Raw genomic sequence first — 13,527 nt, 5'->3', positions numbered from 1 at the left:
GGGACGCGAGGGACGCGATGAGTGATCAGCGCAGTGACGGACCGGGCGAGGGGCCCAGCGACACACCCGACGGCTCGACGCCCGCCAACCCGTGGGCGAACCCGGGCGCACCGGCCGACAGCGGCTCGTCAGGTGGACCCGGTGGTGGTGCGGCCGGCTGGGGTGCGCCGTCGACCTTCGCGCAGGGGAGCCACCCTCCCCAGGGAACAGCGGCCCCAGTCCCCCAGGCCCCGTGGCAGGGCCCCGCGCGGCCGCCCGGTCCGCCCACCGGCCCGCAGGCGCATGCGCCCCGGCAGGGCGGCACCGCATCAGGGCCGTACCGGGCGCCGCAGTATCCGGCACCTCAGCACCAGTCGGCGCAGTACCAGGGGAACCAATACCAGGGAAACCAGTACCAGGCCCCGCCGAAGCCGGGGGTCATCCCCTTGCGTCCCCTGGGTCTCGGCGAGATCCTCGACGGCGCGTTCCAGGCCTGCCGGAGGAACCCGATCGCGACCTTCGGCAACGCCATCCTGTTGCAGGCGGTCGTTACCCTCGTGACGATCCTCGCGCTGGGCAACGTGCTGTCCTCCTTCGAGGCCCTCGAGTCCCAGAGCGCGTCCTTCGGGGACTTCGTCGGCGCCGTGGCGAGCTTCAGTGTGTTCGCGGCGATCGCGGGCATCCTCTCCGCCGTCGCCCTCCTGGTCCTGCAGGGGATCCTCGTGATCCCGATCGCGCGCGCCGTCATCAATCAGAAGACGACCTTCGGGCAGTCCTGGCGGCTGGCGCGCGGCCGCCTGCTGCCGCTCCTGGCGTTCGGCGTGCTCGCCTTCCTCGCCGGCCTGGTGGCTTTCGGACTGGTCGTCGGTCTGTCGGCACTCGCCATCTACGCCCTCGAGGAGTACTCGGCCTTCCTGGTGGTTCCCCTCGTCCTCGGCGCCGTCGCGGCCCTCGTCTGGGTGACCACGAAGCTGGTCGTCACCCCGGCTGCACTGATGCTCGAGCAGCGCGGCCCCCTAGCGGCGGTCAAGCGCTCCTGGGTCCTGACGCGCGGCAACTGGTGGCGCACCTTCGGCATCGTGCTGCTCACGGCCCTGATCGTGTCGATCATCGGATCGGTGATCTCCGCGCCCCTCACGTTCGCGGTGACACTCATCTTCGGGTTCAGCACCAGCACGTCCGCGACGCCGGACGCCCTGGACTCCCTCCCCCTGCTCGCGGCGACGCAGGCCATCACGGCCCTGTTCACCGCCATCGGCTACGCGTTCCAGTCGGGCGTGACCTCGTTGCTGTACGTGGACCTGCGGATGCGGCGCGAGGGTTTCGACGTCGTCCTGATGAAGGAGCACGAGCAGGCTCAGGCCGGACGTCCCGACGTGCTCCCCGGCGGCACCAGTTCCTTCGGTCACGGCACGGGCGGGCCGCGCTGATGCGCCACCACCGAGCCGGGCACACACCCTGTCCGTCGACGCCGTGATGCTCCCCTCGGTCCCACGGCTGGCCCCCGACGCCGACGAGGCACGCCGGCTCCTCGAGGAGGAGCTGAGGAAGTCCGGGTACGTCGAGGCGCAGCCCAACATCTTCGAGCGCATCATCGCCGACGTGCTCCGCAGTCTCGCGCGGCTCGCGGACGGCGTCGGCGCCCTCGGACCCGGGCCGGGCACGGTGGTGCTCGCCGTCGGCGCAGCGCTCGTCATCGTGGTCGCGATCGTGCTGATCAAGCCGCGCCTGAACGCCCGTGGCCGGAAGCAGGAGGCTGCGGTGTTCGACGACGACGAGCGCCGCTCCGCTCGGGAGCACCGCGCCCGCGCGGACGCCCTCGCGGCTGCCGGCGACTGGAACGGGGCGGTCGCCGAACTGCTCCGCGCCATCATCCGCGGGGCGGAGGAACGCGTGATCATCGACGAGCAGCCGGGCCGGACGGCGACGGAGGCCGGTCTTCACCTCGGATCCGCCTTCCCGGGCGCGGCTCGGGACGTCACCCGGCTGGCGGACGTGTTCAACGAGACGCACTACGGCAGCGGACGAGCCTCCGCCGGCGACCACCGACGCGCGGCCGAGCTCGACCTGCGCCTCACGGGGGAACGGCCCGAGCGCGATCGCCCGGCGTCGTCGGCCCTGCCGGCGGCTCCCCGATGAGCTCACCCGTCGGCTCCAGGACTCCCGCCGGGACACCGGACGAGGAGACCGGTGGCGCACCGCGCGTTCCGACGGACACGTCCCGCTCCGCATCCTCGGGCACGTCCGTCGAGGTGATGGGCGACGGCGGCAGTGCCGGCGCGACCGCGCGCGCACGCCTCCGCCGCTCGATCCCCCTGCTGATCGGCGCGCTCGTCCTCGCGGTGGTCATCATCCTCAATCTCCTTCCGGGGGACGAGGAGGACGGCGCGCCCCTCTCGCCCGGCAATGCGGCGCCCGCGGGTGCCCGGGCGGTCGCACAGGTGCTCGAGGCGCAAGGCATCGACGTCGTCCGCGTCTCTTCCTATGAGGACGCCCTCGATGCGCTCGACAGTGCCGGCGCCACGCTCTTCCTGAACGACGACGCGCAGTACCTGAGTGCCTCGCAGGTGGAGGAGCTGACGGACAGCTCCGCCCGCGCCGTCCTCGCGGCGCCCGGCGAGCGCCAACTCAGTACGCTGTCGAGCGACTTCGGCGTCGTGGGTCCCGTGCCGCTCGACATCGGCGGGGACGCTCCGGCTCTCGCCGCCGATTGCCCGGACGCCGATGCCACGGCGGCGGTCTCCGTGCCTGCCACGGGCATCCTCTACTCGGGTGACGTCGAGTGCTTCCCGGCCACGATCGACGACACCACGGCCGAGGACACCACCGGCGGCCTGTATGTGACGGACGAGGACGGCAGCGTCGCGATCCTCGGGGCGCCGTCCATCCTCTCCAACGAGTCCATCGACGAGGCCGGCAACGCGGCCCTCGCCCTGCGGATCCTCGGCTCGTCGCCCACTCTGGTCTGGTACGAGCCGACGGGCGCCGACGTGGTGTCCACCGGGGAGGGCGTGGACCCGTTGACGCTGCTGCCCGGGTGGGTGAACACCCTGCTCGTCTGGCTCCTCGCCTGCGCCGTCCTGGCCATGGTGTGGCGCGGGCGGCGCCTCGGACCGCTCGCGACCGAGCCCCTTCCCGTGGTCGTGCGTGCGGCGGAGACCGCCGAGGGCCGTGCGCGGCTGTACCAGGACTCCCGCTCCGTGGCCCATGCCGCGGCCAACCTCAGGGCCGCGGGTCTCGCCCGCATGGCGCGTCGCCTCCGGGTGGACCGGTCGGCGTCGCCGGTCGAGGTCCTGGAGGCCGCGGCCCGACACACCGGACGCCCGCAATCCGACCTCGAGCGACAGTTCCTCGAGCGCACACCGACCACGAACCGCGAGCTTGTGCTCTGGGCACAGGACATCCTCGACCTCGAGAAGGAGATCACGTCATCATGAGTCACTTCGACGACCGGCAGGACGAGCGCGCGGCGCCCACCGAATCTGCGACCGGGCCGACGGGCGCACCGACGGGCGCACCGGCGGGCCGGGGCGCGTGGCCCACGTCCGGAGGCGGCGCCCACGAAGCCTCCCGCGACGGCTGGACGGGGCAGGCGACCCCGCGGTCAGCGCCGCCTGCAACGTCGCCTGCCGCACCGCCTGCCGCACCGCCTGCCGCACCCTCCGCCTCCTCTGCCGCGCCGTCGGCCGGTGTGCTCGATGGTCGAGCGGCGGAGGACGCCGCGTCGGCCAGGGCGGCCCTGCTGCGGGTGCGAACGGAGGTCGGCAAGTCGATCGTGGGTCAGGACGCCGCGGTGACGGGGCTCCTGATCGGGCTGCTCGCCGACGGGCACGTGCTGCTCGAGGGCGTGCCCGGTGTTGCGAAGACCCTCCTCGTCCGCACCCTGGCGACAGCACTGAGCCTGGACACGAAGCGGGTCCAGTTCACACCCGACCTCATGCCGGGCGACATCACCGGATCGCTCATCTACGAGTCGAAGACGGCCGAGTTCACCTTCCGCGAGGGGCCGGTGTTCACGAACATCCTGCTCGCCGACGAGATCAACCGCACGCCGCCGAAGACACAGGCCTCCCTCCTCGAGGCCATGGAGGAGCGGCAGGTCTCCGTGGACGGCGTGTCCCGGCCCCTGCCCCGCCCCTTCATCGTCGCGGCGACCCAGAATCCGGTGGAGTACGAGGGCACGTACCCGCTACCCGAGGCGCAGCTCGACCGATTCCTCCTGAAATTGACCCTCCCCCTGCCCGGGAGGGAGGACGAGATCGAGGTGATCCGCCGCCACAGCGTCGGCTTCGACCCCCGCAACCTCGCCGGGGCGGGTGTCAGGGCCGTGGCCGGCGTCGAGGACGTCGAACGTGCCCGCGCCGCGGTCGCGCGCGTCGCGATCGCACCCGAGGTCCTCGCCTACATCGTGGACGTGGTCCGGGCCACGCGCACGTCGCCGTCGTTCCAGCTGGGCGTGTCCCCTCGCGGGGCCACCGCGCTGCTCAACACGTCACGCGCCTGGGCGTGGCTCTCGGGTCGGTCCTTCGTGACGCCCGACGACGTCAAGGCCCTGACGCTGCCGGCGCTCCGGCACCGTGTGGCCCTGCGGCCCGAGGCGCAGATGGACGGGGTGAACGTGGACGACGTCCTGGTGGGGATCCTCGGGACGGTGCCCGTTCCCAGGTGACCGGCATGTCCGGTCCATCGACCACCTCGGCCACGTCGGCGACGTCGGCCCGACCACCGCGGTGCGGCGCCGACCTCGCTGAGCCCCGCCCCGTGTCCACGCGACATCGCCCGGCCGCCTCCCACGGGCGGGCACGAGAGGAGCACCCGTGGTGATCACCGGACGCCTGGTCCTGCTGGCGCTGCTCGGCGTCGTGCCCGTCATCGTGTACCCGGGCGCCACGTCGGCGCTGCTCTGGGCCCTGCTGCTGGCCGCGGCGGTCGGCGTCGACCTCGCCCTCGCGGCCTCCCCGCGGCGCGTCGGCGTCACCCGCACGCTGCCCGCGAGCGTCCGTCTCGGCGAGGACTGCCGCAGCACGCTCGTGGTCCGGAACGATTCCCCGCGCCCGCTCCGGGCGACCGTCCGCGAGGCATGGCAGCCCTCCGCCGGTGCCGCCGACCCCGAGCAGACCCTCCGTGTCCCGCCCGGTGAGTCCCGGCGCATCGCCGTGTCCCTGCGCCCCACGCGGCGCGGGATCCGCCGCGTGGACACCGTGACGATCCGCAGTGCAGGCCCGCTCGGGCTCGCCGCACGGCAGGTGAGCCTTGGCGCGCCGGGGGTGCTGCGCGTGCTGCCACCCTTCAACTCCAAGCGGCATCTGCCGTCCAAGCTGCGCCGCCTCAGGGAGCTCGACGGCCAGTCCGCCGTGCAGATCCGCGGTTCCGGTACGGAGTTCGACTCACTCCGCGACTACGTGCGGGGCGACGACGTCCGCTCGATCGACTGGCGGGCGACCGCGCGCCGGAGGGACACCGTGGTGCGGACCTGGCGGCCGGAGCGCGATCGGCGCGTGGTGATCGTCCTCGACACCTCCCGCACCTCCGCGGCACGCGTCCTGGACGAACCCCGCCTCGACACGGGGATCGAAGCCGCCCTGCTCCTCGCGGTCCTGGCCGAGCGCGGCGGCGACAAGGTGCATTTCCTCGCCTTCGACCGGAGGCTGCGGGCGCGCGTCGATTCCACCGCGAAAGGGAACCTCCTCAGCTCCCTGGTCACCGCGATGGCACCGCTCGACGCCGAGCTGATCGAGGCGGACTGGTCCCGTGTGCCCGCGCAGGTGCGGGCCGCGTCGGCGCATCGTTCGCTCGTCGTGTTGCTGACCTCGCTGGATTCGGGCGCCGCGGAGGAGGGCCTCCTGCCCGCGCTCCCGGGACTCACCGAACGGCACGTCGTCGTCGTGGCGTCCGTCCTCGACCCGAAGCTCGAAGAGCTGCGTGCCGACCGGTCGACGGCGGCGGCCACCTTCCGCGCCGCCGCGGCCGAGCGAGCCCTCCTGGACCGCGCCGCCATCGCCGACCAGATCAGGCTGCTCGGCGCGGAGGTCGTGGACGCCGTTCCCGCCGACCTCCCGCCCCTGCTCGCGGACACCTACATCAGGCTCAAGGCCGCCGGCCGGCTGTGACGGGCTTCGACTACACCTCGACGGCGCGCAGGCCGCCGTACCCGGGCCTCCCGCCCGGGGTCCGGTCAGCCGTCGCGAACGCCGTGGGCGGCCGACCCGAGGCCGTGCGGTCGGCCGGCGGAAATTTCACCCCGGGCTTCGCAGCCGGGATCCGCCGCGGAGACCGCACCGTGTTCGTCAAGGCGGCACCGAGCACGGAGCCGTTCGCCTACCCCGCCTCCGTCCGCGAGGCCGAGGTACTCGCGGTCATGCCCGAGGGCCTTCCGGTACCCCGCCTCCTGGACAGCGTGCACCTCGAGGCCGGCCCCGGAGTCCGGTGGGTCGTCCTCGTGCTCGAGCACATCGACGGGCACATGCCCGGTGGGCCCTGGACCCGCACGCAGGCCGATGCCGTCCAGGCGAGCCTCGTCGAGCTGAGCGCCGGCCTCGACGGTCTGCCGGCACCCATGGTGCGCGGCTCGTTAACCGACGGACTGGTCGATGACGAGAACCTGCTCGGCACGTTCCGGCGATCCTCCGAGGATGCCTCGGGTACCCAGTTCCTTCCCCTGCTCACACCGGGCGCAGTGCGCGATCTCGAGGGGCTCCTCCGGGCCGCGCCCACTCGACTCGCAGGCTCTCGGGTGGTCCACAACGACCTGCGGCCGGACAACCTGATGATCGAGCGCCGGTCGGGACGCGCCGTGGTGTGCGACTGGAACTTCGTGACGCGTGGCCCCGCCTGGTCCGACTGGGTGGGGCTGCTGGCCTACCTGCGCCATGACGGACTGCCCGCCGAGGATCTGCTCCGCGCCTCACGGCTCTCCTGCGACGCCGACCCCGAGGCGGTGGACTCCTGGCTCGCCGTCCTTGCCGCCTACATGGTGACCAGCGGTGCGTCCGCGGAGGTCCCCCACAGCCCGGCCCTCCGGGGGCACGCCCGGTTCACGGCGCGCATCATGATTGACTGGTTGTCCGAGCGACGGAAGTGGGCGGCATGACTTCGATCTACCAGCAGGCGATGGGCACGGAGTTCGGGCGTCTGCAACCCGAACTCCGCGAGTACTTCGGCCTCCACGCCGACAGCGGTCTGTCCGGCCATGGCCGCGGGGTGTTCGACGTCGCCGGGTGCCCCGCATGGTTCGCCCGGCCCGCCTTCCGGCTCACGGCCCTCGAGAATGCGTTCTTCCCGGAGTACAACACGGACGTCCCGTTCGAGATCAGGAACTACCCGCACGTGGACCCCTTCGGCCGGCCCGCCCTGACGGCGCGCCGCGAACTGGACTTCGGGACCGCGCTGCGCGTCTTCGAGGACACCACGTCGCTGCAGGACGGCGTGCTGACGGACTACGTCGGCCGGCACCGCCGGATGGCCACGCTCCTGACCTGCACGGCGACCGAGAGCGGACGGATGCGGATGCTGTCGTCGCAGACGCGCGTGTTCGCGGGGCTCACCCTTCCCGTACCCGACGCCCTGGGCGCCCTGGCGTACGTGGAGCAGTGGTGGGACGACGACGCCGAGGCCTTCCGCATCTCGACCAACGTGGTGCATCGCCAGCTCGGCACGCTGCTCGTGTACGCGGGGACGTTCCGGTACGAGCTCGAGGAGTTCGACGGCGTCCTCCCGGCGGACGCGACCCCTCGCCGTTTCGAGCAGCGGGTCTGATCCGCGGGTCTGATCCGCCGGTCGTCAGGCCGCCGGTCGTCAGGCCGGTCAGCCGTCCGTCCGGACCTGGTCCAGCGCGTCGGCGACCTGCGCGAGTCGGGTGAGCACGCGCACGGCCTCGGTCGGGGACGTCGCCGCCAGTCCGGGGGTGGTGGTGATGGTGAGGTGCGCCAGGGCACCGACCGGTAGGCCGACCCGCCGCCAGGCGGAGAGGACCGATTCCGCGAGAGCCGTCACCTGCGGGAGCGCCCCCGTGGGGTCGAGGACCGCGAGGACAAGCCGCCGGCCGGATTCCACGTCCTCCGCCAGCGACTCCCAGCGCGCGTCCGTGATGTCGGGCAGCCCGAGGGACAGCACCGGGTCCGACGTCGCGCGGGCCGCCTCGAACGCCGTGTCGCCCGCCCCGGGAACCAGGACCGTGCCGGTCGCACCGGCCGCCATCACGGAGGCGGTCACGAGGTCCCACGCCTCGGTGGCCTCGCGCCGATCGACTGCTCGGAGTGTGCGGTAGCCGCTCGCCGTCGGGACGCGCCCGGTGAGGATCTGCTCCGCCGAGGGTTCGTCGAGCTGCACCGTGATCCCCGCTCCACGGGCCACCGAGGAGACGCGACCCACCAGGTCGGCCGCCCCCACGGCCAGCGAGGCGTAGAGCTCGCGCCGGGCCCCGTGATCCACGAGGACGCGTTCGCCGCCGTGCAGCGAGACCGCGGCAGCCAGGGTCAGGGGCCCGCACAGAGGCAGCTTCAGCCGGCCGGCCGGGCTCTCCTCGGCGCCGGCCACGTCGCCGAGTGCGTTGATGTCGGAGGACAGCGCGGACTCCGCCCGCCGCTGGTCCTTGCCGGGCCGCTGCACGAGCCGCCAGCCGTGGGGTTGCAGATCGAACGGCATTTCCACGAGCACACCGAGGGTGCGGCCCACGGCGTCGCTGCCCGGTCCGCGGGCGGGCAGTGACGGGAGGAACGGGAGGTTGACGCCGCCGAGTTCTCCCCGCACTGCACGGTGGGCCTCGTAGGGGTCCGTGCCCGGCCAGTCCCCCGCCGCGGTGGCGCCGACGGTCGGCAGATCCTGCGCCTCACTCATGCGGTCCGGCGCTCCTGGGTGCTTCTCCGGAGCCCGGCTTGCGGTTCTCGGAGATGGCCTGATGGTGGCGGATCACCTCGGAGATGATGAAGTTCAAAAACTTCTCGGCGAAGGCCGGGTCGAGCTGCGCCTCCTCGGCGAGCGTCCGCAGCCGGGCGATCTGCGCAGCTTCACGCTGCGGGTCCCCGGCCGGGAGATCGTGTTCCGCCTTGAGGTGACCCACCCGCTGTGTCGCCTTGAAACGTTCGGCGAGCAGGTAGACGAGCGTGGCGTCGATGTTGTCGATCGAGCTACGGACGGACAGCAGCTCCGTCATGACCTCAGGTGCCACGTCTCCCGCGAGCGAGCTGGCCGCCGGATCGAAACCGCTGCGTGGATGCGTCATTCCTCCAGTCAAGCAGACGTCGGACGGCCGCCGTGAACTGCGACGGGCGCGCGGGTCGACGGCGGACGGAACCTAGGTCCTGCTCTGCGGGCCCCCGGCGGAGACTGCCTCCACGGCGGCCACCTCGGGGCGCAGGGCGGAGCGTGCGGAGTCGATGGTGGCCTGCCCGAGCACGCGCGTGCCCTGGTACAGCACCACCGTCTGGCCGGGGGCGACACCCCGCATCGGCTCGACCAGCCGCACGACGAGCTGCCGGGCGCCGTCGGACTCCTCCACCCGTGCACGGGCGGCGACCGGATCACCGTGCGCGCGCACCTGGGCCATGCAGTCGAACTCCTCGCCGGTCGCCACTTCGGTGATCGGCAGGCCCGCCCAGGAGAGCTTGGTGCCCTTCATCTCGTCGATCGCGAGCAGATGCTCAGGCCCCACGATCACCTCGTTCTGCTTCGGACGGATCTCGAGGACGAAGCGGGGCTTGCCGTCCGCGGCCGGGGTGCCGAGCTTGAGCCCGCGCCGCTGGCCGACGGTGAAGGCGTTGGCGCCGGGGTGGCTGCCGATCTTCTCCCCGTCCACGTCGAGTATGTCCCCCTCGGTCATGTCGATGCGCTCCTCCAGCCAGCCGCGGGTGTCGCCGTCGGGGATGAAGCAGATGTCGTGGCTGTCGGGCTTGTTCGCCACGGAAAGCCCGCGCCGCTCGGCCTCGGCGCGGACCTCGGCCTTCGAGGGCGTCTCGGCCAGCGGGAACATGGAGTGCCTGAGCTGCTCGTGCGTGAGGACGCCGAGCACGTAGGACTGGTCCTTCGCCCAGTCCGCGGCGCGGTGCAGTTCGGGGTTCCCGTCGGCGTCCTCGAGGACCTTCGCGTAGTGGCCGGTGCAGACGGCGTCGAACCCGAGGGCCAGTGCCTTCTCGAGCAGGGCGGCGAATTTGATGCGCTCGTTGCAGCGCATGCAGGGGTTCGGGGTGCGGCCCGCGGCGTACTCGGCCACGAAGTCGTCCACGACGTCCTCCTTGAACCGCTTGGAGAAGTCCCACACGTAGTAGGGGATCCCGAGGATGTCGCAGGCGCGCCAGGCGTCCCGCGAGTCCTCGATGGTGCAGCAGCCACGGCTGCCGGTGCGCAGCGTGCCGGGCATGCGGGACAGGGCGAGGTGCACCCCGACGACGTCGTGCCCGGCCTCGACGGCGCGTGCCGCCGCCACGGCGGAATCGACGCCGCCACTCATCGCTGCCAGTACCCTCATGATGAAAAACCCGTTCCTGCCGTCTGGATGGTCGATGCGTGCCCGGCCATGCCGGCCTTTCGGGCTCGCGCGTACGCCTCGCCGATGGCTGCGACCACGGCGTCGACGTCCCGATCGGTGGAGGTGTGTCCGAGGCTGAAGCGCTGCGCACCGCGTGCCTCCTCCTCCGTGAGACCCATGGCGAGCAGCACGTGCGAGGGCCGCGGGACCCCGGCGGTGCACGCCGAGCCCGTGCTGGACTCGATCCCCGCGAGGTCCAGGAGGAACAGGAGCGAGTCGCCCTCGCAGCCGGGGAAGGTGAAGTGGGCGTTGCCCGGCAGTCGCGCGCCCTCGGGTGCCGGATGCGCCACACCCCGGAGGACGGCGTCGGGCACCTCCTGCAGGATGCCCTCGATCAGCCTGTCGCGGAGGCCTGAGAGGCGTGGTGCCTCGACGGCGAGGTGCGCGACGACGTCGTCGGCCGCCGCCGCGAAGGCCGCGATGCCCGCGCCGTCCAGCGTGCCCGAGCGGATGTCCCTCTCCTGTCCGCCGCCGTGCTGCGTGGGAGTGAGCGTGACATCGCGGCGGACGAGGAGCGCTCCTACTCCCACGGGCCCGCCGATCTTGTGGGCGCTGACGGCCATGGTCGCGAGACCCGACTCGCGGAAGGAGACGGGAAGGGACCCGAACGCCTGGACGGCGTCGCTGTGGACGGGGACGCCGTACCGGGCGGCCTCCTCGACGACGACGCGTACGGGCTGCACCGTCCCCACCTCGTTGTTGGCCCACATCACGGTCACGAGGGCCGTGCGTTCCGGGGCGTCGGCGAGCGCGGTACGCAGCGCGTCGAGGGACACCACACCGGCGGCGTCGACGGGCAGCCAGACGACCTCCGCACCCTCGTGGCGCTCGAGCCACTCCACGGTGTCCTGCACGGCGTGGTGTTCGATCGAGCTGCAGATGATGCGCGTACGGGTGGCATCGTCCGCGCGCCGCGCCCAGTAGAGGCCCTTCAGGGCGAGGTTGTCCGCCTCGGTGCCCCCGGACGTGAAGATCACCTCCGACGCGTGCGCACCGGCTGCCGCTGCGAGGGTCTCGCGGGCGTCCTCGACGGAGCGCCGGGCACGGCGGCCCGAGCCGTGCAGGGAGGACGGGTTACCGCTGCGGCTGAGTTCGTGGGTGAGGGCGGCGAGCGCGGGCGCCGAGATCGGCGTGGTCGCCGCGTGATCGACGTACACGGGCATGGTCCAAGACTACCGGCGCGCGCCGACCAGCCCCATTCGCGTGGTGGCCGGCACCCGCTCTCCCTCCCAGGGCGCCGCTGGGCGCCGATGGTATGAATGCACCATGGACAGTCATGCAGCGGCTCCTCCCTCCCCGGGCACCTTCCGCCCGAGCTTCCGTCACCCCGTGCACTCCTTCGGCTCACGAACGGTCGACTTCGACCGGCAGGTGGCGCTGATGGCGGTCATCAACCGGACGCCGGACTCCTTCTACGACAATGGAGCCACCTTCGCGTTCCAGTCGGCGGTCGACGCCTCGCTGAGGGCCGTGGAGGACGGCGCGGACTGGGTGGACATCGGCGGCGCTCCCTTCTCCCCGGGCGTTCCCATCCCGGCCGCGGAGGAGATCGACCGGATCGTCCCGGTGATCAGCGCGGTGCGGGCCGTCTCGGACGTCATCATCTCGGCGGACACGTTCCTTCCGGAGGTGGCGCACCAGGCCCTCGCCGCGGGGGCCAACGTGGTCAACGACACCACGGGCCTGCGGGATCCTGACATGGCGGCCGTGGTCGCCGAGGCCGGGGCGCACCTGATCATCACCCACAGCCTCGCGGAGCCCCGCACGGTCTATCCGCGGCCCACCTACGGCGACGTGGTGCGCGAGATCTCCGACTTCCTGCTCCGCAAGGTCGACGACGCCGTCCGGCTCGGTATCCGGGAGGACCGCATCCTGCTCGATCCCGGTCACGACCTCAACAAGAACACCCTGCACTCCCTCGAGATCACGCGACGCTTCGCCGAGATCGCAGGCATGGGCTTCCCGACGCTCGCCGCGGTGTCCAACAAGGACTTCATCGGCGAGACCCTCGACCGCCCCAAGCGCGAACGCGTCGAGGGTTCCCTGGCAGCGGCCGTGATCTGCATCCTGGGCGGTGCCCGCGTGGTCCGCATGCACAACGTCGCCGCGTCGCGTGCCGCCATCTCGCTCACCGAGGCCGTCCTCGGCTGGCGGCAGCCCGCCTACCTGCGCCACAACATGGGCGACGTCAACGAGCCGGTGGCGCCGTGATCACCTCCCTGGTCCCCGCCGCCGCCGGGGGCGCTGCACCAGCGGTGGACGACGCCGACCTGCACCGCATCTACGCCTACCCCGCAGGCGGCTCCGGTTCCGCTGCGCAGGCGCCCTACGTGCGCTTCAACTTCGTGGCCGCTGCGGACGGCGCGGCCACGAGCGGAGGCTTCTCGGCCGGGCTCGGGAACGACGGCGACAAGCGCATCTTCGACGTCCTCCGCAGGCTCGCGGACGTCGTGCTCGTGGGTGCCGGTACCATCCGGGCGGAAGGGTACGAGGGCGACCTCGTGGACGACGACGCCCGGTCGTGGCGCTCGACGCAGGGCCTCGCACCGCACCCGGCCGTCGCTGTCATCTCCGGCAGCCTGGACCTCGACCCGGACAGCGGATTCTTCACGGAGGCGCCCGTCCGCCCGATCGTCTTCACCTCGCGGGGCGCGGACACCGGCCGGCGCGAGGCGCTCGCCGCGGTGGCCGATCTCGTGGACTGCGGGGAGGACACCGTGGAGACCGGGCCGCTCCTGGAGGAACTCCGTCGGCGGGGTCACCTGAAGGTCCTGTGCGAGGGCGGGCCGGCCGTGCTGGGCGCGTTCACCCGCTCCGGAACCGTGGACGAGCTGTGCCTGTCCGTCAGTCCCCTCCTCGCCGGTGGTGACGGCCCGAGGATCTCCGTGGGCGAGAGTCCCGAGGATGCCGTGCAGCTGACGCTGACCTCCCTCCTCACCGAGGACTCCGCGCTGTACTGCCTGTACAGGACGAAGGGAACGGGCCCCACACCTGCCTGAGGGGCATGCCTGAGCGTCGTGTCGTCC

Annotated in this window: 13 protein-coding genes; 9 read left to right on the top strand and 4 right to left on the bottom strand. The window is 72.4% G+C overall.

Annotation, left to right across the window (positions count from 1 at the left end):
* Positions 1-17 precede the first annotated feature (17 nt).
* From AC4D12_RS04620 to AC4D12_RS04590, 7 genes are all read left to right on the top strand, one after another.
* Positions 18-1,409, top strand: a complete 1,392-nt coding sequence (locus AC4D12_RS04620; RefSeq protein WP_490948715.1) for a DUF7847 domain-containing protein — start codon at positions 18-20, stop codon at positions 1,407-1,409.
* A 46-nt stretch (positions 1,410-1,455) separates the two neighbouring features.
* On the top strand, positions 1,456-2,118 hold the full coding sequence (locus AC4D12_RS04615; RefSeq protein ID WP_490948784.1) for a DUF4129 domain-containing protein: 663 nt from the start codon (positions 1,456-1,458) through the stop codon (positions 2,116-2,118).
* Complete coding sequence (locus AC4D12_RS04610) at positions 2,115-3,416, top strand: DUF4350 domain-containing protein (protein WP_490948714.1); 1,302 nt, start codon at positions 2,115-2,117, stop codon at positions 3,414-3,416. Before AC4D12_RS04615 ends, AC4D12_RS04610 begins: the two co-directional genes overlap by 4 nt.
* A complete protein-coding gene (locus AC4D12_RS04605; protein ID WP_490948713.1) occupies positions 3,413-4,648 on the top strand; it encodes an AAA family ATPase in 1,236 nt (411 codons plus the stop codon). The genes AC4D12_RS04610 and AC4D12_RS04605 overlap by 4 nt, the downstream gene beginning before the upstream one ends.
* 148 nt (positions 4,649-4,796) lie before the next feature.
* Positions 4,797-6,089 carry a DUF58 domain-containing protein gene (locus tag AC4D12_RS04600; protein WP_490948712.1) on the top strand — a complete coding sequence of 431 codons (1,293 nt, stop codon included), beginning with the start codon at positions 4,797-4,799 and terminating at the stop codon, positions 6,087-6,089.
* A complete protein-coding gene (locus tag AC4D12_RS04595; RefSeq protein ID WP_490948711.1) occupies positions 6,086-7,069 on the top strand; it encodes a phosphotransferase family protein in 984 nt (327 codons plus the stop codon). Before AC4D12_RS04600 ends, AC4D12_RS04595 begins: the two co-directional genes overlap by 4 nt.
* Positions 7,066-7,734, top strand: a complete 669-nt coding sequence (locus AC4D12_RS04590; RefSeq protein ID WP_490948710.1) for a DUF4166 domain-containing protein — start codon at positions 7,066-7,068, stop codon at positions 7,732-7,734. The genes AC4D12_RS04595 and AC4D12_RS04590 overlap by 4 nt, the downstream gene beginning before the upstream one ends.
* Positions 7,735-7,782: 48 nt before the next feature.
* Here AC4D12_RS04590 and AC4D12_RS04585 read toward each other — a convergent pair whose 3' ends face one another.
* The 4 genes from AC4D12_RS04585 to AC4D12_RS04570 form a co-directional block, all read right to left on the bottom strand.
* Positions 7,783-8,814: a uroporphyrinogen decarboxylase/cobalamine-independent methonine synthase family protein gene (locus AC4D12_RS04585; RefSeq protein WP_490948709.1), complete on the bottom strand. Its 1,032-nt coding sequence runs from the start codon at positions 8,812-8,814 to the stop codon at positions 7,783-7,785.
* Entirely contained in the window at positions 8,807-9,199 is a 393-nt protein-coding gene (locus AC4D12_RS04580; RefSeq protein ID WP_490948708.1) for a chorismate mutase, read from the bottom strand. The genes AC4D12_RS04585 and AC4D12_RS04580 overlap by 8 nt, the downstream gene beginning before the upstream one ends.
* A 72-nt stretch (positions 9,200-9,271) precedes the next feature.
* Positions 9,272-10,441, bottom strand: coding sequence for a tRNA 2-thiouridine(34) synthase MnmA (gene mnmA / locus AC4D12_RS04575; protein ID WP_490948707.1), 1,170 nt, complete (start codon positions 10,439-10,441; stop codon positions 9,272-9,274).
* On the bottom strand, positions 10,438-11,664 hold the full coding sequence (locus AC4D12_RS04570) for a cysteine desulfurase family protein (protein ID WP_490948706.1): 1,227 nt from the start codon (positions 11,662-11,664) through the stop codon (positions 10,438-10,440). The genes mnmA and AC4D12_RS04570 overlap by 4 nt, the downstream gene beginning before the upstream one ends.
* Before the next feature lie 103 nt (positions 11,665-11,767).
* Here AC4D12_RS04570 and folP point away from each other — a divergent pair, with 103 nt between their 5' ends.
* Together folP and AC4D12_RS04560 are read left to right on the top strand one after the other, a co-directional pair.
* Entirely contained in the window at positions 11,768-12,712 is a 945-nt protein-coding gene (gene folP / locus AC4D12_RS04565) for a dihydropteroate synthase (RefSeq protein ID WP_490948705.1), read from the top strand.
* Entirely contained in the window at positions 12,709-13,500 is a 792-nt protein-coding gene (locus tag AC4D12_RS04560; protein ID WP_490948704.1) for a pyrimidine reductase family protein, read from the top strand. The genes folP and AC4D12_RS04560 overlap by 4 nt, the downstream gene beginning before the upstream one ends.
* The last annotated feature ends 27 nt before the right edge of the window (positions 13,501-13,527 follow it).

It is taken from the genome of Arthrobacter sp. TJ-266 (genome assembly GCF_058269115.1).
The sequence above is the reverse complement of the archived record's forward strand: the minus strand, read 5'-3'. Positions and strand labels throughout refer to the sequence as shown.

Excerpts from the sequence above, each read along its gene's own strand:
- AC4D12_RS04620 (WP_490948715.1), top strand. The coding sequence starts at position 18 with ATGAGTGATCAGCGCAGTGACGGACCGGGCGAGGGGCCCAGCGACACA.
- AC4D12_RS04615 (WP_490948784.1), top strand. The coding sequence starts at position 1,456 with ATGCTCCCCTCGGTCCCACGGCTGGCCCCCGACGCCGACGAGGCACGC.
- AC4D12_RS04610 (WP_490948714.1), top strand. The coding sequence starts at position 2,115 with ATGAGCTCACCCGTCGGCTCCAGGACTCCCGCCGGGACACCGGACGAG.
- AC4D12_RS04605 (WP_490948713.1), top strand. The coding sequence starts at position 3,413 with ATGAGTCACTTCGACGACCGGCAGGACGAGCGCGCGGCGCCCACCGAA.
- AC4D12_RS04590 (WP_490948710.1), top strand. The coding sequence starts at position 7,066 with ATGACTTCGATCTACCAGCAGGCGATGGGCACGGAGTTCGGGCGTCTG.
- AC4D12_RS04585 (WP_490948709.1), bottom strand. The coding sequence starts at position 8,814 with ATGAGTGAGGCGCAGGATCTGCCGACCGTCGGCGCCACCGCGGCGGGG.
- AC4D12_RS04580 (WP_490948708.1), bottom strand. The coding sequence starts at position 9,199 with ATGACGCATCCACGCAGCGGTTTCGATCCGGCGGCCAGCTCGCTCGCG.
- mnmA (WP_490948707.1), bottom strand. The coding sequence starts at position 10,441 with ATGAGGGTACTGGCAGCGATGAGTGGCGGCGTCGATTCCGCCGTGGCG.
- AC4D12_RS04570 (WP_490948706.1), bottom strand. The coding sequence starts at position 11,664 with ATGCCCGTGTACGTCGATCACGCGGCGACCACGCCGATCTCGGCGCCC.
- folP (WP_490948705.1), top strand. The coding sequence starts at position 11,768 with ATGGACAGTCATGCAGCGGCTCCTCCCTCCCCGGGCACCTTCCGCCCG.